Consider the following 18035-nt stretch of genomic DNA (forward strand, 5'->3'; position numbering starts at 1 on the left):
CCCGCTTTTGCCAGCAATTCTGCGGTTTTTGGGAGGTTTGTCGTATGCATACAACGCCACGACGCCAGCTCTGAGCGAGTTGCGGGAAACGGAAAAGGTTAACGTCAAGATAGGTGGAAATTCGGATTGGGCCGTTTTTAGGCCCTATTCTTCAATCAAAGATTGGGTCGTAACCACCGTTCCGCTTGGGCGATATTAACACCTCGGCGCGTTGCATATTCTTCCAATTGGTCGCGTCCTATTTTGGCAACGCCGAAATATTGCGCTTCGGGATGGCCGAAATACAATCCGCTCACCGCCGCCGTCGGCCACATCGCAAAACTCTCTGTCAGGTTCAATCCGACATTGGCCTCTGCTTCGAGCAATTCAAACAGGATCGGCTTCAACGAATGATCGGGGCATGCCGGGTAACCGGGCGCTGGTCGGATGCCGCGATATTCTTCTTTAATCAACGCCTTATTGGTAAGTTGTTCACCCGGCGCGTAGCCCCACAAATCGGTGCGGACATGTTGATGCAACCGTTCGGCAAAGGCTTCGGCAAAGCGATCGGCGAGAGCTTTGAGAAGGATGTCGGAATAATCATCCTTGTCCGCTTGGAACCGCGCGGAATGTTCATCGATCCCGTGAATGCCCACGGCAAATCCGCCAATCCAATCGCCATCGGGATCGACAAAATCGGCGAGGCACATATTGGCCCGGCCGCCGTCTTTGATGGCACGCGATTTCTTGATCTGTTGGCGCAGGAACGGCAGGCGCACATGCTCTTCGCGGTTGACCCGGTGAATGACCACGTCGTCACCGTCTCTGGCGCATGGCCACAACCCGCAAACGCCGCGCGCGGTTAGCCATTGTTCCGCGATGATCCGATCCAGCATCGCCTCGGCATCCGCCTTTAGCTCGCGCGCGCTTTCGCCAACAATCTCATCATCAAGGATCGCGGGGTAATTGCCGTGCAGTTCCCATGCGCGGAAGAACGGCGTCCAATCGATGTAATCGCGCAATTCAGAAAGCGACCAATCATCATAGACATGGACGCCCGGCTGCAATGGCGGCGCCGGTTTGTCGGACAAATAGGCGTCGTAGTAATTTGCGCGCGCCTCTTCGATCGACATCAATTGCTTTTCGGCCTTACCCGCCCGCGCATCGCGCACCTGCGTGTATTCGCTGGCGACATCGTCAACAAAGCCGTCTTTTTGCGTGTCCGACAACAATTTGGATGCCACACCGACCGCACGGCTCGCATCCAAGACATGAATGACCGGGCCTTTGTAATTGGGATCAATTCTTAGCGCGGTGTGAACCTTGCTTGTGGTGGCGCCGCCAATCAAAAGCGGCATGGACATGCCCGACCGTTGCATCTCTTCGGCAACGGTCACCATTTCATCCAGAGACGGCGTGATCAGGCCGGATAAACCAATCATATCCGCGTCGTTGTCGTTCGCGGATTTGATGATGTCCTGCCACGGCACCATCACGCCCATATCGATGACTTCATATCCATTGCACTGAAGAACCACGCCAACGATATTCTTGCCGATATCGTGCACATCGCCCTTTACGGTCGCCATGATGATGGTGCCCTTGGCCTTGGCGCCCTCCTCTTTCTCATCCTCGATAAAGGGGATGAGATGCGCGACGGCTTTTTTCATGACGCGCGCGGATTTGACGACTTGGGGGAGGAACATTTTGCCCGACCCGAACAAATCGCCGACAACATTCATGCCATCCATCAAGGGGCCTTCGATGACTTCGATGGGGCGGCCGCCCGATGTCTCCAAAGCGGAACGTGCCTCTTCGGTGTCGTCTACAACATGCGCATCGATCCCTTTGACCAAGGCGTGTTCAAGCCTGCGCTTAACGTCCCATCCGCGCCATTCCGCGGCCTGCTTGTCGTCTTCCTTGCTTTTGCCACGAAAACTCTCAGCCAAGGCGATCAAGCGTTCGGTGGCGGTGTCGTCGCCGTCCACCGGCTGCATCAAGATCACATCTTCGCATGCATCGCGCAGAACCGGATCGATCGTGTCATATACGTCCAACTGGCCCGCATTGACGATGGCCATATCCAGCCCTGCAGGGATCGCGTGATACAAGAACACCGAATGCATTGCGCGGCGCACCGTCTCGTTCCCGCGAAAGCTAAACGATAGGTTGGACAGCCCGCCGCTCGTCTTGGCGTGTGGGCATTGTGCTTTAATCTCTCGCACGGCTTCGATGAAATCCAACCCGTACCGATCATGCTCTTCGATCCCGGTCGCGACCGCGAAAACATTGGGATCAAAGATGATGTCCTCTGGCGGGAAACCTTCGACCACCAACAAATCATAGGCGCGCTTGCATATCTCGATCTTGCGCGCTTTCGTGTCGGCCTGACCCGTTTCATCAAACGCCATCACGACAACCGCAGCGCCATAGGCCATGCATTTGCGCGCCTGATCAAGGAATGCCGCCTCGCCTTCCTTCATGCTGATCGAATTCACGATCGGTTTGCCCGATACGCATTTCAATCCCGCTTCGATCACATCCCATTTGGAACTGTCGATCATCACCGGAACGCGCGCAATATCGGGTTCGGCCGCAATCAATTTCAAGAATGTGGTCATCGCCGCTTCGGCGTCGAGCAACCCTTCATCCATGTTGACGTCGATCACTTGGGCGCCGTTTTCGACCTGTTGGCGCGCGACCTCGACCGCCGCGGCGTAATCATCGGCCATGATCAATTTTTTGAATCGGGCGCTGCCGGTGACATTGGTGCGTTCGCCAATATTGATAAATCGGGCGGAATTGTTCTGCGTCATCGCGGATCCGTTTGGGTTGGGCGGGCCAGCACCAGGTCGTCATACACGCGCCCGCCAACATTGAATTTTCTGACTGCGATTTGATCGAAGCCTTGTTTTTTATAGAATGCGATGGCGCGGTGATTGTCGTCTTTCACCCCCAACAACAACCGTTCATATTTGCGCGCATCGTCCCACGCCGCCTCAAACAACCGTTTTGCGACGCCGGTGCCGTGAAATTTGGACAGAAGATAGATCCGCTTAAGCTCAATATCGCCGGGCATTGCCGCATCAAGATCGGGTTGGCAGATCACCGCATAGCCAATTGGCGCGCCATTTAGTTGCGCCAACCACCCCATTGCCCCTTGCGATAGCAATGCATCATATGCCGATTTGGCGTGCTCGTGCGCGCAATGGTTCACCAACGCTGGGCCATCGATTATCCCGGCAAAGCTTTCCAAAAACGTGGCAGCACCGATCAACGCCAATTGATCGGTGTCATCCGATTGCGCCCTTACAATGTCGATCGCGCTGTCATTCACCGGTCAATTCGCCACGACAAACGCTTCGAGACCCGACAATCGCATCGCGGTGTCGGGTGTGGGAATGGCGCGCGCAGGCAAGCCCGCAACTGAATCGGCGATCGCGCTGATGTGTTCCGGCGAAGAGCCGCAGCATCCGCCCAGAATATTCACTTGGCCGTTATCCGCCCATTGTTTGACGAGAGACGCCGTCGTTTCCGGCATTTCATCATATTCGCCCAATTCATTAGGCAGACCAGCATTGGGGTAAGCCATCAACAATGTGTCGGCGATACGAGACAGCGTTTGCACATGTGGACGCAGTTGGTCCGCGCCAAAACTGCAATTAAGACCGATGGTCACCGGGTTGGCATGCCGCACCGCGTACCAAAACGCCTCGACCGTGTGACCGGACAAATTGCGGCCCGACAGATCGGTCAGCGTCATCGAAATCATCAAAGGAACATCACGCCCCAATTCTGTTTCCAATTGCTTGACGGCCATCACGCCCGCTTTCGCGTTCAACGTGTCAAACACCGTTTCGATCAAGATGAAATCCACCCCGCCTTGAACCAATGCAGCCGCTTGTTCCTTATAGACCGCGACCAGCTCATCAAAGCTGATCTCTCTATAACCGGGGTCTTCGACATCGGGGCTCAACGAAAGGGTTTTGTTGGTAGGACCAATCGCTCCGGCGACAAATCGCGGTTTTTTGTCTTTGGCCGCGTATTCATCGGCCAAAGCGCGCGCGATTTTGCCGCTCGCAATGTTGATCGCGGCGACTTGATCTTCGGCGGCATAGTCGGCCTGACTAATGCGATTGGCCGAAAACGTGTTGGTCGAAATCACATCAGAACCCGCATCCAAATATGCGCGCGTGATGTCTTCGATCACATCCGGCCGCGTCAAAGCGAGGATATCGTTGTTGCCCTTTTGGTCGGCGTTTAAGCCAATGTCGCCCGCGAAATCCGCTTCGGTCAATTTGCGGTCTTGGATTTGAGTGCCGAACGCTCCGTCAAAAATCAGGATCCGACTTTTGGCTGCCTCAACCAACGCCTCCCGCGCGCTCACGCTGCGCCTCCTACCGGGCGTTTGCCCAGCATGTGACAGATCGCATAGGCCAATTCCGGTCGGTTGAGCGTGTAAAAGTGCAAATCGCGCACGCCGCCCGCGTAAAGTCGGCGACACAATTCCGCCGCGACTGTCGCCGCGACCAATTGGCGCGCGGCCGGTTTTGCATCCAACCCTTCGAACAAACCGTCCATCCATTCGGGAATCTGCGCGCCGCACAATCCGGCGAATTTGCGCGCTTGTGCGACATTGGTCACCGGCAGGATACCGGGCAAAACGGGTTGTTCGATGCCGCTGGCGGCCAAGGTGTCGCGAAAACGAAAGAATGTGTCGGCCGAAAAGAAAAACTGGCTGATCGCGCGGCTCGCCCCGGCGTCCAATTTGCGTTTCAGATTGTCGATATCGGATTGCGGGCAATCGGCATCAGGATGCGTTTCGGGATAGGCCGCGACCGAGATTTCAAAGTCGGCGATCTCTTTCAATCCCCGGACCAGATCGGCGGCGCTGGCATAGCCATCTGGATGCGGCGTAAACGGCGCGCCCGGTTCGCCCGCATCCCCGCGCAAGGCGACGATATGGCGCACGCCCGCTTCCCAGTAATTTTCGGCGACTTCGCGAATTTCCGATTTCGATGCACCAACGCAGGTCAGGTGAGCGGCGGCAGGCAAACGCGCTTCGGAAATAATCCGCGAAACGGTTGCGTGGGTCCGTTCCCGCGTCGAACCTCCGGCCCCGTATGTGACCGATACAAAGCTGGGCGCCAACGGTTTTAGCTGTTGAACGGCATCCCACAATTGCTCTTCCATTTTCGCGCTTTTGGGCGGGAAGAATTCAAAACTTGCGGAGAAATCTCCAGGCAATCCAGAAAATAGCGGCGCATCCACCGCGGTGCGATGTTCATGGAGCTGATCGAGAGTGGGGGTCATGATATCGCTTCTTTGGGTTTCTTATTTGAATGAGTGTTGCGGACGTCGCCGCTGGATTGTCGCACCGCCGGACCGCGTTCACCGATCCAGATTTTGACGACCAACGCGCCGCCTTCCAACGCGATCGGGCTGGCGGGGGTGAACCCAGCGCCGCGCAACAGCTCTCGCATTTGCTTGTCGGTGAATCCAAGCCTTGTGTGTTGGTGCCGGTCGCGCAACTCTTCGCGGTTGTGGGCTGCAAAATCGATGATCGCGATCCGCCCATCGGGGCGCGTCACCCGTGCCGCCTCTGCCAAAGGTAGAGCCGGGTCTTGGGCAAAATGCAGCACTTGATGCAGCAACACCGTGTCGAAACTGCTGGCAGGAAAAGGCAGATCGGCAAAATCGCCTTGGACCAATTCAATCCGCGATGCCGTTAAATGTTGAAGTTTGGCCCGCGCAACGCGCAGCATTTCGAGGTTCTTATCAAGCGCCACGATCCGGTCGGCCTGATCCGCGAACAATTCCGCCATCCGGCCTGTACCCGTGCCGATATCCAAGATCGCACCGATCGGCGCATCGCCCAAAGCCTCTGCCAATTGCTCTTCGACTTTGCCGTCTGGCGTGTGCATGGCGCGCAGATCATCCCATTCACCAGCATGGCGGGCAAAATAGTCTTCGGCGTTGGCCTCTCGCGCTTCGCGGATGGCGTTCAGTTTGCGTCGATCATCGCCGCAGATTGATGCAAAATCGGGATTTTCGGTTTCTGCGACGGCCAACAACCGGTCCAATGCAGCGTGGATCGGGGTCGCCTCCTCGCCGGCGCTGGTGGCGCGCAGGAATACCCAGCTCCCTTCGCGATGTCGTTCGGCAAGGCCCGCATCGCACAAAATGCCGACATGGCGCGACACGCGCGGCTGACTTTGGCCCAAAACCTGTGCGAGTTCGCCAACGGCCAATTCCATCGTAGACAGCAATCGCGCAATGCGAAGCCGCGTAGGATCAGCCAAAGCCTTAAAGATCGCATCGATCGCCATAGACACACATATAAAGATATTTTTATATGTGTAAATGCCCTTCACAGGAAGGTGGCATTGCGCGCCTGTTTGCAAGCGATACCGCATGCGCGCGATTGCCCCGTTTCAATTGCCCCGCTAGGGTTTTGCGCTCTGATTGAAGAAGGCGTGTCGCGTGAAACTGGGCTGTTGTTATTTTCCTGAACATTGGCCCGAAACCGTCTGGGCCGACGATGCGCGCCGTATGGCCGATATGGGCCTATCGCTTGTTCGGATCGGTGAATTTGCATGGAGCAGGATTGAGCCTGAACCGGGTGTCTTCGATTGGGGGTGGTTGGATCGGGCGATCGACGTCTTGGAAGGTGCCGGGTTGGAAGTGGTGCTGTGCACGCCGACCGCCACGCCGCCCAAATGGCTTGTCGATCGGATGCCGGACATGGTCGCCGTTGACGAAAAGGGGCGGCCGCGCGGATTTGGATCGCGGCGCCATTATTGTTTTTCCCATGAGGGGTATCGGGCGGAAGCGGCCCGGATCACAACCCAAATCGCGGAACGATATGGCGCACATCCCGCCATCACCGCGTGGCAAACCGACAATGAATATGGGTGCCATGACACCGTCCTAAGCTTTTCCGAAAGCGCGGCCGACCGGTTCCGCCAATGGTTGCGAGCCCGCTACGCCGATATCGACACGTTGAACCGCGCATGGGGCAATGTGTTTTGGAGCATGGGATATCGCGACTTTGCCGAGGTCGATCCGCCCAACCTTACCGTGACAGAGGCGAACCCGGCCCATTGGTTGGATTACCGCAGATTTGCGTCGGACGAAGTTACGAGCTTCAACCGCGCGCAGGTCGACATTCTTCGCCAATTGTCGCCCGGTCGCGACATGACCCACAATTTCATGGGCTTCTTCACAGAGTTTGATCATCACGATGTGGGTCGCGACCTCGACGTGGCCACATGGGACAGTTACCCGCTTGGGTTCCTCGAACAATTCTGGTTCTCGACCGATGAAAAACGCGAATATTTGCGACAGGGCCACCCTGATATCGCGGCGTTTCATCACGACTTGTATCGCGGATGCGCCAACGGCCGGTGGGGCGTCATGGAGCAACAGCCCGGCCCGGTGAATTGGGCGCGCTATAACCCCGCCCCCTTGTCCGGCATGGTCGCACTGTGGACCATGGAAGCCTACGCGCACGGCGCGGAATTCACGGCCTATTTCCGGTGGCGACAAGCGCCGTTTGCGCAAGAACAGATGCATGCTGGCCTGTTGCGACCGGACAACAGCGACGCCGAGGCCGCCGACGAAGCGCGCATAGCGGCCGCCGCGATTGGCAAGCTCGGCACGCAATCCATTGCGAAAGCCCCCGTCGCGATCGTGTTTTCTTACGAGGCCGCATGGGTGTGCGGCATTCAACCTCAGGGGCAGAGCTTTCGGTATCTGGAGCTGACCTATGAATGGTATTCGGCCTTGCGCCGCCATGGGTTGGATGTGGATATTGTTTCGCCCGATGCCGACCTGACTGCTTATTCAGCGGTGTTTGTGCCGACCATGCCGATAGCTGGCGACAGCTTTGTCGAGAAAATTGCGGCGTTGGAATGCCCCGTCCTTATCGGACCGCGATCGGGCAGCAAGACGGAGAGCTTTTGCATTCCCGACGATCTGCCACCCGGCGCGTTGGACCGGATCATGCCGATCAAAATCACGCGGGTGGAATCCTTGCGCGATGGCGTATCCGAAATCGGAGTTGGCTGGACCGTGTCGCGCTGGCGCGAAGACGTGGTGAGCAACTTGGAACCTGAATTCGCTTTGTCGGGCGGTCGCGGCATCGTCTATGTGCATGGCAACCATCGATACATCGCGGCGTGGCCGGATCGTTCACTGATCGACTTACTGGTCGAACGCATGGGCAAAGAGGCCGGATTGGAGCTGACGCCCCTGCCCCATGGCTTGCGCGTCCGGCGCAGCGCCACGCATGTCTTTGCATTCAATTATTCGACTCGTGTGATCGATACCGCTGGTTTGGGTCTGGGCACCCCAGTTTGGGGCGAAAGTTCCCTATCTCCCGCCGGCGTCACTGTGTGGGAACGAACATGATCCCGCTTGCCAATCGACCTTGCAACGCACAAGAGCGCGCCGCATGAGCAATCCGCTAAACATTCCCAAAACATACGCGATCATCGGCTGTGGCATGATGGGCCGCGAACATATGCGCAATCTCGCGCTTGTGCCCGGCGCACAATTGATCGCCATTGCCGATCCCGATGCCGGTTCGCGCGAAGGGGCTTTGAAACAGGCGCAGGCCTTGGGCCAAAATGTGCAGTTGTTCGATGACAACGCCGCCATGATGGATCAGGCAAAGCCCGATGCAGTGATCGTTGCATCACCCAATTTCACCCATTTCGATGTGGTCAAACCGGTGATGGATGCAGGCGCTGCGGTGCTGCTCGAAAAACCCATGTGCACCACATTGGACGACGCCCAAACATTGGCAATGGCGGCACGAGACTATTCCAACCTGTTCTGGGTTGGCCTTGAATACCGGTACATGCCGCCGGTCACCCGCTTTATTGAACGTCTTCACGCGGGCGAAGCGGGCGACATCAAAATGCTCGCCATTCGCGAACACCGCTTTCCATTCTTAGTGAAAGTCGCGGATTGGAACCGGTTCAACCGCAACACGGGCGGCACTTTGGTTGAAAAATGCTGTCACTTCTTTGACCTGATGCGACACATTTTGCGCGATGAACCCGTGCGCGTTTATGCCAGCGGATCGCAGGACGTGAACCATCTTGACGAACGCTATGACGGCGAAGCACCCGATATACTCGACAATGCATTTGTCACCGTCGATTTCGCTGGCGGCGCGAGGGCCATGCTCGACCTATCTATGTTCGCCGAGGGATCCGAACAACAAGAAGAGATCAGCGCGGTCGGCCCGGTAGGCAAAATGGAAGTCAAATTGCCTCGCGGCGAAGTGGCATGGTCCCCGCGCGACAAAACGGGCGTGCAGATAGAAACGGTGGACACACCGCAAGAGGCGTTGGACGCGGGCAGCCACCATGGCGCGACCTACTATCAACAACGCGATTTCCACACAGCTTTGGTGACTGGTTCGCCCCCATTGATCACCGCGCGCGACGGTTACCGCTCTGTCGCGATGGGCGCCGCCGCACAACACAGTATCGCAACCGGCCAATCGGTCGACATCCAATTCATGGACGAGGTCTAACACCGTGCTTCAAACTATGCCGCAAGTAGGCTTTGGCCTTTGGAAAATCCCCCGCGAAGACACCGCTAACAGCGTCGTCGAAGCGATCCGCGCGGGATATCGTCATTTTGACAGCGCCGCCGATTACGCCAACGAAGCCGAAACCGGCGACGGCTTGGCAAAGGCGATCGCCCAAGGCCTCATTTCCCGCGATGATGTTTGGGTGACATCCAAATTGTGGAACACATTTCACGCCGCCGAACACGTCGAAGAGGCCTGCCGCAAAACGCTGGCCGATCTGCAACTCGATTGCCTTGACCTATACTTGATCCATTTCCCGATCGCTTTGGAATATGTGCCGATCGACGAACGCTACCCGCCCGAATGGCTGCACAATCCCGACGCCACAGATCCCGTCATGCAACGCGCAAGGGTGCCTTTGCACGAAACATGGAAGGCGATGGAGGGTCTGGTCGAAAAGGGCCTCGTGAAGCGCATTGGCGTGTGCAATTACAATTCTGCACTGGTCCATGATTTGATGACCTATGCGCGGATCAAACCCGCCATGTTGCAAATCGAGGCGCATCCCTATCTCAGCCAAGAAAACCTAATTCGGTGCGCAACCGGATACGGGATCGATGTTACCGCGTTTTCGCCGTTGGGGGCGCAAAGCTATTTCGAATTGAACATGGCCGAAGCGGGTGAGAGCTTGCTTGGCACGGCACCTGTGATGGTCGCGGCGCAAGCGCATGGCAAAACGCCGGCACAGGTCCTGTTGAAATGGGGCGTGCAACGCGGCACCGCGGTCATCCCCAAAACGACCAAGCCGGAACGCATGCGCGAAAATCTTGATATTGCCGATTTTGAATTGAGCAATGTTGAAATGGCGGCGATTGGCGCTCTCAATCAAAACCGTCGCTTCAACGATCCTGGCGTGTTCGCGCAGGAAGCCTTCAACACATTTCACCCGATCTATGATTGATATGAACCAAACAGAATTTCCAGCAATCACCACCGGTACCGGCGACCTGGCCGCGTATCTTCAAAGCAACAAAGACGCCGTCGACGCCGATTTGTTCGACGCAGGTGCGGTGCTTTTTAGAGGCTTTGACGTGCCGGATCCGCAGGCTTTTGATGCCGCGATCAACGGGTATGGCGAAGCCGGCTTTACTTATGAAGACTCGCTGTCAAACGCGGTGCGCACCAACGTCACGCCGCGCGTTTTCACGGCGAACGAAGCCCCTCCGACGACAGAGATCTTTTTGCATCATGAAATGGCGCAAACTCCGATCTACCCGGCGAAATTGTTTTTCTATTGTGAGATCGCGCCCGGGTCAGGCGGCGCCACCCCGATTTGCCGATCGGATTGGGTGTTGGATCGATTGTCAAACGAAGCCCCAGAATTTGTGGCGCGTGTCGAAGAACAAGGCGTGCGCTACACCAATGTCATGCCCGGTGATGACGATGCCGGTTCGGGCCAAGGACGCAGTTGGCGCAGCACGTTAAGCGCGGAGACGACGCAAGCGGCAGAGGCCCGATTGGCTCAATTGGGATACAGTTGGGAATGGCGCGACGGTGGTTCCTTGCGCGCGACCACGCCCACATTGGATGCGATCCGTTTGTTGCCCGATGGTCGGCGCAGTTTCTTCAACCAATTGATCGCTGCGTTTCGCGGATGGGCCGACAGCCGTAATGATTCCAACCGGGCGATCACCTTTGGCGATGGCACTCCGATCACCAACGATGAAATGGCCCCCGCCATCACCATTGCGGATGAATTGACCTATGATTTGGCATGGCAGGCCGGTGATGTCGCATTGATCGACAATTTCGCCGTGATGCATGGCCGCCGTCCATTCAATGGAAAACGCCGGGTCCTTGCCTCATTGATTGCGTAGGGCTGGCTCCGCCAAAACAGGACGCATTGCAAGAATCCAAAGCGTGAGGTTTGCGATGACTATAGCGCCGATCAAGGCCGCGAAGACCAAGCCCGGCCCCGCTTGCGAGGCGACGCCGATGGGCGAGAACAGCAAATAGGTCGCCACGACGCAAGAGAACAACGTGACGGCCAATGGCTTTGCAAATTTCCACGGGGTGAGATCGACTTTCTCATTGCGGGTAAACTGCCACGCTTTTTCGCGCGGCCGAACCCAACCGCACACCAGCATAATCGCAACCTCCACCACGAACAGGATCGCGTATTGGTGAAGGAAATGGAGGGTGATGGCCTCGTCAAAGACGAACCTTAGCAAACCGTATGTGACCACGTGGAAGATGATAACGATCTTTGCACCCAGGGCCGGAACGCGCGCGGTGAACAACCCGACAATCACGATCACAACGGTCGGGATGTTGTAGAACCCGGTAAAGACCCGAATGATCTGCCAGAGCCCTTGCTCGGCAAAATACAGCATTGGGGCGACCACAAAGGAAAAGGCTGCGATCACAAGGCTGGCGATTTTGGCAACCCGGACCAATTCGGCATCATCCGCCTTGCCACCGGCCGCGTTCTCTTTCGCAGGGGCGTAGACGTCCAAGCTGAACAACGTCGCCGCGCTGTTGAGCAAGGAATTAAACGAGCTGAACACCGCGCCCAGCAGCACTGCGAGGAAAAAGCCAGACAGATAGACCGGCAAAACGTCGCGGATCAGCCGTGGATACGCTTCGTCTATCGTACCAAGTTCGGGGCCATAAAGGTGGAACGCTATGACCCCCGGAACCATCATCATGAACGGCACAAGGATTTTGAAGAAGCCGGAAAACAGAACGCCTTTCTGCCCTTCGGCCAAGCTTTTGGCGCCCAATGTCCGTTGGATCACATATTGGTTCGTGCACCAGTAAAATAGGTTGGCGAAGATCATCCCGGTGAACAATGTGCCAAAGGGCGTGGGCGCATCGGCGTTGCCAATAGCGTTCAATTTTTCGGTGTGCTCCGTCCCGATCTGCGTAAGACCGGCGCCAAAATCGCCATTCCCCAACGCGATCAAACCAAAGACCGGCACCAATATCCCAATAATCAAAAGGCCAATGCCGTTGATCGTATCGGACACCGCAACTGCACGCAGACCGCCGAAAATTGCATAGATTGATCCCGTGATCCCAATCACCACCACGGTCGCCACCAAGGATTGGAAGTAATCGAGGCCGGTCAAACCCGGCACGTCGAACAACAACAACACCGCAACAGAACCCGAATACAAAACGCTGGGAATGGTCACGAGGCCATAGCCCAACATGAACAAAATCACCGACATCCGGCGGACGACGGGATCAAACCGATCGTTCAAAAATTGCGGTAGAGTGGTGAAGGCTCCGGCAAGGTATTTGGGCAAGAACACCAAAGCCATAGCGATCGTTGCGATGGCCGCGGTGACTTCCCAACCCATGCTCGACAAATTGTAGCCATAGGCCGACCCATTCAGCCCGATGAGTTGTTCAGCCGAAAGGTTCGTCAGCAACAAAGAGCCGGCGATGAACGTCGCGCCCAACCCGCGCCCTGCAAGGAAATATCCCTCTTTTGTGTCGGTCGTTCCGCGCGTTTTCAACCAGCTGATTAGGCCGACCAGCGCCATGAAGAAGACACAGCTTGCGCCGGTGAATAGCAATCCCGCATCGCTCATACCGAGCGTACCGCTCGCATCATGCAATAGTGATCGATCAACGTGCGGGCTCCAAATTGCAGTGTTTCATCGGCGTTTGTTTGTCGGCGATCTTTCGCTGTGTTGTGCGAACCGTTCAACAGCGTCAACGATCCGCCCCAAAACGCAAAAGCGTGCGCGCAGATACAATCCGCGCGCACGCTTTTAGGTCAATCAATCTGCGCCGTCGGTCAATCCGCGCGCTTCCAACATAGGGCCAACATCTGGTTGGCGACCCGCGAAGTTTTCAAACATCACGAAATAATCCATCGTGCCGCCACGGCTCAAAACCGTTTCGCGATAATGTTGGCCGTTTTCACGCGTCATTCCGCCATTGTCGATGAACCATTTGCGGCTGTCGCGGTCGAGCATTTCGGTCCACAAATAGCTGTAATAGCCTGCGGAATATCCCGCAGGTGAGCTGAAGATGTGGTTGAAATAGGTCGAACGATAGCGCGGCGGGACCAGATCAATTTCAAGCCCCAGATCTTCGAGAGCGGAACGTTCAAACGCGTCCACTTTTTCTGGTGTGTCGATCGCCGATGCTTGCTCAGGGGTCAACGCGCTCCATCGCATATCCAACAAGGCCGCTTCGACCACTTCGCCGAAATCATACCCTTGGTTGAATTTCGACGCCGCTTCGATCCGTTCCACCAATTCGATCGGGATCACTTCACCGGTTTCATAGTGCTGCGCGTAGTTTTGCAGAACTTCGGGATACGACGCCCACATTTCGTGAACTTGGCTTGGATATTCAACGAAATCGCGCGCCGTGGCCGTGCCGGACAGGCTTTCATAACGTTGATCGGCAAAGAAGCCGTGCAGCGCGTGGCCGAATTCATGGAAGATCGTGTTGACGTTGTCGAAGCTTACCAATTGCACTTCGCCATCAGACGCCTTGGGGATGTTCAGAACATTGTAGATGACCGGCTTCGTGTCCCACAAATAGCTTTGATCGACAAAGTTAGACATCCACGCGCCGCCGCGTTTTGATGGGCGCTGGAACGGGTCAAAGAAAAACAATCCCAATTCAGAGCCATCCGCTTCGAACACGGTGTAAACCCATACATCAGGGTGGTAGGTCGGGATGTCTGTGCGGCGTTCAAACGTCAGGCCGTACAGCTTCTCCGACATGTAAAACACGCCCTCTTCCAGCACTTTTTCAAGCTGGAAATATTCCATCACGGCGTCTTCATCGAGATCATACCGTTCCGCTTTCACCTTGTTGGCATAGCGGTACCAATCCCACGGCTTCACTTCGTAATTGCCGCCTTCGCTGGCGATCGCCTCGTTCAACAAGGCCGCCTCGCGCCGCTGTGTTGCGGCCAATGCAGGGACCATTTGCTCCATAAAATCAAGCGCCGTGCGCGGCGTTTTCGCCATGCGATCATACATGGTGTAGCTGGCCCAATCCGGTTCCCCGAACAACGCGGCTTTTTCTGCACGCAGGCCCGCAATATTGGCGAGCAACAAACGCGTGTCATGCGCTGGATTGGTGCCGTCCGAACGGTTGTGGCTTAGCGTGAACAATTGTTCGCGGGTGGCGCGGTTTTCCAATGCCGGCAACAAGGGTTGTTGGGTCGTGTTTTGCAGAGCGATGGCGTATTTCCCATCGAACCCTTTGGATGTGGCAAATTCCGCAGCGGCAGCGATATCGGCGTCGGAAAGACCGGCCAGCTCTTCGGCGGTATCCACGACCAAAGGTTGGTCATTGGTCGCGGCGCGAACGGCCTGACTGAATTCGGTCGTCAATGTCGACAATTCCGTGTTGATCGCCTTTACTCGATCTCGCTGTGCATCGGTCAACAAAGCGCCCGCATGGACCATTTGTTTGTACGCTTCTTCGAGCAATTTCGCATCTTCGCGGGTCATCGTCATCGCGGCGCGGTTGTCATAAACCGCCTTTACCCGAGCAAACAAAGCGGGGTTGAGTGTGATGGAATCAGAATGAGCAGAGAGCTTTGGGCTCATCTCTGTGTTGATTTCATCCAGTCGGTCGGTCGTGTTCGCGCCGGTCAAAGCAAAGAATACGCGGGCGACCCGCCCCAACATGCGACCCGATTTTTCAAGCGCTACAATGGTGTTTTCAAAAGTTGGTGCTTCGGGATTGTCAACGATCGCCTGAACTTCGGCCGCTTGGATGGCCATGCCTTGTTCAAAGGCGGGAACGTAGTCATCCTCTGAAATCCTTGAGAAATCTGGCGTCAGGAACGGCAATTCGCTGTCCGATGCGAAATAGCCGGTTCCCACGGGAATGGCGGTCGCGTCCGATGCAACCTGTGTCGATGGTGCCATGTCGGTTCCTTGCGAATAGGCGGTGCACCCTGTCAACAAAGCGACCGCTGATACGGTCGAAAGGATCGAGGTAAGTCCGGGATTCTTCATGAAATTCTCTCTTGCTTGTCTTGGCGGCGGCGCGTGACCATCGGGTCACCGCAAGCCATCCGCCTTTGTCGGATAGACGGCTTGAACAAGGGATTGATCAGAATTGCAAGACGAGTGATCGCGGCACGCCCCAAAATTGGGGATCGATCATTCTCCCAACACGATGGCCAACCCCGCCTCGAACACCTCATCGCGCCCTTGCCTCACCCCTTCGCGGGTCGGCGCGATCAGGACATCGGGTTGAACGCCATCAATGTGATGCCGGGTGCCGTCGCGATTGACGACGAGCATGCCAGTGTACCGCAATCGATATCCGCCCGGTAACGTTACCTCAGACACGTTGCCGTTTGCCCCGGCGGTTGGGCTGCCGACGATGATACCCAATCCATTGGCCTTCACCGTGCCTAGGATCGATTCAGAATAACTGATTGCGGTCGCATTGGTGAGGAACACGATGTTTGGCGTCACACGCGGAGCCAGCGGCGTTACGTTCCATCCGCCATCAACGTCGTACCGCGCCTCTGCGTCCGGGCCGGTGAATTCCGGTTTTAGGAATTTTGCCGATCGGACCGGCTCATCGATCAAATGCCGCAACCATTGCGTGTTCACGCGCGGATAACCGCGAAGGTCGAATATGACCCCATCTGCCTCTGCCAAACGTTCAATCGCGGCATCCAAATCGGCCTGACCTATCCGGCTTAGATCGACGTAGAATGTGCCCGGTTCTATTTCCGCAACATCATCGGGTCGCAAACTGGCAAAGGATGCATCGGCTGAGAATTCTTGCATCGAAACATTGACGGTCGAGTTTTCACCATCACCTCTCGTCACGCCCAGTTCCAATGCTTCGTCCATGACGCCGTACCGGGAAGTAGTCTCAGCCATGGCCAGCACGAAATGATCGCTGCCGGACCATTGGGCCATCCGATCCGCAAAGAATTCTTCGGTTGATCGACCATTGATCGTATCGACCACCATCCCAGCCTCCAATCCGGTTTCGGCGGCGGAGGCGCCCACTTTGGTGATGATCAGATTGCCATCAATCATCGTCCAATCGATGGGCAAAGCGGCGTTGATATTGGACGGGTACCGCACCGCGCCATGCCCATCATCGATGGCACTGACCAATCGCTGTAGGGCGGAGCGAAACGCGTTGTCGTCAGCCGCCTCTGCCGCTTGGGCAAGAGCGCGGTCGAACGCTGCATCCCAATCCCCATCGACCTCATCCCAGTAGGGGTAGAAATGCTCCAAGGTCACCCCGGCCTCTATTGTGGCCGCAATTCGGGTCGTGCGATCATGACCGGACGGGGTCCAGCCTTCGGGCTTATCTCCATAACCATCGGCCGCTTGGGCGGTTGTGCCTTCGCCCGCCTCCCCCGCATCGGCGACGGTGAATAGGGGCAATCGGAACGACACTCCGCCGGGCAAGGCTTCAGATGTCACGGTCCCATCGCGGACGTCGTCAATCGCAATCCGTGCCGAGGAATAGATCGCCGAGGATCCGCCCAGTCCAAAATGCTGCCAAACAAAGCCGGGGCCGCTTTGCGGAGCTTCGTCAGGCAAATTGTCCAACCCTCCCGGCACAACTTCCAATGCGGGAGCCAATTCGGCGAAAGTGTCGTTGAGTATCTGAGCGAGCTGTTCTGCGGTCTGAGCGTTTTCGACCCGCGGGATCGCGCGGAACGCGACGCTATCCCAATCCGCGTTGATTGCGGCGGCCGATGGATGAAACCAACGAACCAACCCGTATAATCGCGCAAACGCAGAAAGGTTTTGCAATCCGCGCGCGGAAACCGGCGATGCGGCGATGTCGCCATCCATGGTCGTCAATCGGGGGTTCTCACGCGCGCGGGTCATGATTTCGCGGCGGCTGACCGGTCCCATATCCACCAATTGAGCATCATCGAACCACGCCTCACCATCGCCGGTCATCAAGACACCGACCGTGATCCTCGTTGCGTTGGCATCGACGATCCCCTCGATCGTGTGGGTGTCCCATGCGCGGTTGGTGATCGGCCGATCTTGCATGTTATCGAAAAAGCCGATCGTCCCGTCGTCCCGATCAACACGGAACCACAAACCCAGATGTTCAGAGACAGTTGCACCCGCCCGCACCTGCGCTGTGAAGCGCAATTTGTGACCGCGATAGGCGCTCGCATCCACCACTTGGGCAAACACCGCAAAATTGGCTTCCCGGTCGGGGGTTGAGGTCAATCGGACGCTTTGTTGCCCGTGGACGGCCGTTTCTCTATCCAATTCCAACATGTAGCCGGTGCCGTTATTCCCGTTGCTAAACCAGCCGGTCGGCATGCCTTCCGTGTTGGTTTCTTCAACGCCTGCATTGATCAGGATGTCAGCGTTCTGAGCGGGGTCTTGTGCTGTATCTTGTGCGGCGGTCGGAAAGGCGATCGTCGCGGCGGTAAAAAGCAATAGGCTTGATAGGATTGGTTTGGTCATCATCGCCTCATCGTTGGTATGGCGTCCTCCACCATGGCACGTCGTACCAC

At 56.6% G+C, this 18035-nt stretch carries 12 protein-coding genes; 4 read left to right on the forward strand and 8 right to left on the reverse strand.

Translation table 11 applies throughout. The annotated features are described in order from the left end of the window. Positions 1 to 155: 155 nt before the first annotated feature. The 5 genes from metH to BQ8290_RS06440 are packed head-to-tail and all read right to left on the reverse strand — an operon-like array spanning position 156 to position 6308. Entirely contained in the window at positions 156 to 2795 is a 2640-nt protein-coding gene (gene metH, locus BQ8290_RS06420; RefSeq protein WP_108788607.1) for a methionine synthase, read from the reverse strand. Then, positions 2792 to 3316, reverse strand: coding sequence for a GNAT family N-acetyltransferase (locus BQ8290_RS06425; protein WP_108788609.1), 525 nt, complete (start codon positions 3314 to 3316; stop codon positions 2792 to 2794). The genes metH and BQ8290_RS06425 overlap by 4 nt, the downstream gene beginning before the upstream one ends. 3 nt (positions 3317 to 3319) lie before the next feature. Then, the gene (locus BQ8290_RS06430; protein WP_108788611.1) at positions 3320 to 4366 is read right to left on the reverse strand and encodes a homocysteine S-methyltransferase family protein; all 1047 of its coding nucleotides are present in this window, start codon (positions 4364 to 4366) and stop codon (positions 3320 to 3322) included. Next, complete coding sequence (metF, locus tag BQ8290_RS06435) at positions 4363 to 5292, reverse strand: methylenetetrahydrofolate reductase [NAD(P)H] (RefSeq protein ID WP_108788613.1); 930 nt, start codon at positions 5290 to 5292, stop codon at positions 4363 to 4365. Before metF ends, BQ8290_RS06430 begins: the two co-directional genes overlap by 4 nt. Then, positions 5289 to 6308 (reverse strand): metalloregulator ArsR/SmtB family transcription factor, encoded by a 1020-nt coding sequence (locus tag BQ8290_RS06440; protein ID WP_108788615.1) that lies wholly within the window; start codon positions 6306 to 6308, stop codon positions 5289 to 5291. The genes metF and BQ8290_RS06440 overlap by 4 nt, the downstream gene beginning before the upstream one ends. Positions 6309 to 6462: 154 nt before the next feature. Between BQ8290_RS06440 and BQ8290_RS06445 the strand changes: the two genes are divergently transcribed. The 4 genes from BQ8290_RS06445 to BQ8290_RS06460 are packed head-to-tail and all read left to right on the forward strand — an operon-like array spanning position 6463 to position 11403. Next, positions 6463 to 8391: a beta-galactosidase gene (locus tag BQ8290_RS06445; protein WP_108788617.1), complete on the forward strand. Its 1929-nt coding sequence runs from the start codon at positions 6463 to 6465 to the stop codon at positions 8389 to 8391. A 43-nt stretch (positions 8392 to 8434) separates the two neighbouring features. Then, on the forward strand, positions 8435 to 9526 hold the full coding sequence (locus tag BQ8290_RS06450; RefSeq protein ID WP_108788619.1) for a Gfo/Idh/MocA family oxidoreductase: 1092 nt from the start codon (positions 8435 to 8437) through the stop codon (positions 9524 to 9526). 16 nt (positions 9527 to 9542) lie between these two features. Beyond that, complete coding sequence (locus BQ8290_RS06455) at positions 9543 to 10487, forward strand: aldo/keto reductase (RefSeq protein ID WP_108788621.1); 945 nt, start codon at positions 9543 to 9545, stop codon at positions 10485 to 10487. A gap of 1 nt (position 10488) precedes the next feature. Beyond that, positions 10489 to 11403: a TauD/TfdA family dioxygenase gene (locus tag BQ8290_RS06460; RefSeq protein WP_337661078.1), complete on the forward strand. Its 915-nt coding sequence runs from the start codon at positions 10489 to 10491 to the stop codon at positions 11401 to 11403. On the opposite strand, the gene BQ8290_RS06465 is transcribed toward BQ8290_RS06460, so the two are convergent. The 3 genes from BQ8290_RS06465 to BQ8290_RS06480 all read right to left on the reverse strand — a co-directional run bounded on the left by BQ8290_RS06465 (position 11389) and on the right by BQ8290_RS06480 (position 17988). Further along, positions 11389 to 13125 (reverse strand): solute:sodium symporter family transporter, encoded by a 1737-nt coding sequence (locus tag BQ8290_RS06465; RefSeq protein WP_108788625.1) that lies wholly within the window; start codon positions 13123 to 13125, stop codon positions 11389 to 11391. The genes BQ8290_RS06460 and BQ8290_RS06465 overlap by 15 nt on opposite strands. Positions 13126 to 13317: 192 nt before the next feature. Then, positions 13318 to 15528 (reverse strand): M3 family metallopeptidase, encoded by a 2211-nt coding sequence (locus BQ8290_RS06475; protein WP_108788629.1) that lies wholly within the window; start codon positions 15526 to 15528, stop codon positions 13318 to 13320. Positions 15529 to 15675: 147 nt separating this feature from the next. Further along, on the reverse strand, positions 15676 to 17988 hold the full coding sequence (locus BQ8290_RS06480; RefSeq protein ID WP_108788631.1) for a S41 family peptidase: 2313 nt from the start codon (positions 17986 to 17988) through the stop codon (positions 15676 to 15678). Positions 17989 to 18035: the final 47 nt, after the last annotated feature.

Origin of the sequence: Erythrobacter sp. Alg231-14, assembly GCF_900149685.1 — a bacterium.
Classification (GTDB): Bacteria; Pseudomonadota; Alphaproteobacteria; order Sphingomonadales; family Sphingomonadaceae; genus Erythrobacter.

Coding starts and splice junctions, on each gene's coding strand:
- BQ8290_RS06475 (WP_108788629.1), bottom strand. CDS start 15,528: ATGAAGAATCCCGGACTTACCTCGATCCTTTCGACCGTATCAGCGGTC.
- BQ8290_RS06480 (WP_108788631.1), bottom strand. CDS start 17,988: ATGATGACCAAACCAATCCTATCAAGCCTATTGCTTTTTACCGCCGCG.
- BQ8290_RS06465 (WP_108788625.1), bottom strand. CDS start 13,125: ATGAGCGATGCGGGATTGCTATTCACCGGCGCAAGCTGTGTCTTCTTC.
- BQ8290_RS06455 (WP_108788621.1), top strand. CDS start 9,543: ATGCCGCAAGTAGGCTTTGGCCTTTGGAAAATCCCCCGCGAAGACACC.
- BQ8290_RS06460 (WP_337661078.1), top strand. CDS start 10,489: ATGAACCAAACAGAATTTCCAGCAATCACCACCGGTACCGGCGACCTG.
- metF (WP_108788613.1), bottom strand. CDS start 5,292: ATGACCCCCACTCTCGATCAGCTCCATGAACATCGCACCGCGGTGGAT.
- BQ8290_RS06440 (WP_108788615.1), bottom strand. CDS start 6,308: ATGGCGATCGATGCGATCTTTAAGGCTTTGGCTGATCCTACGCGGCTT.
- metH (WP_108788607.1), bottom strand. CDS start 2,795: ATGACGCAGAACAATTCCGCCCGATTTATCAATATTGGCGAACGCACC.
- BQ8290_RS06450 (WP_108788619.1), top strand. CDS start 8,435: ATGAGCAATCCGCTAAACATTCCCAAAACATACGCGATCATCGGCTGT.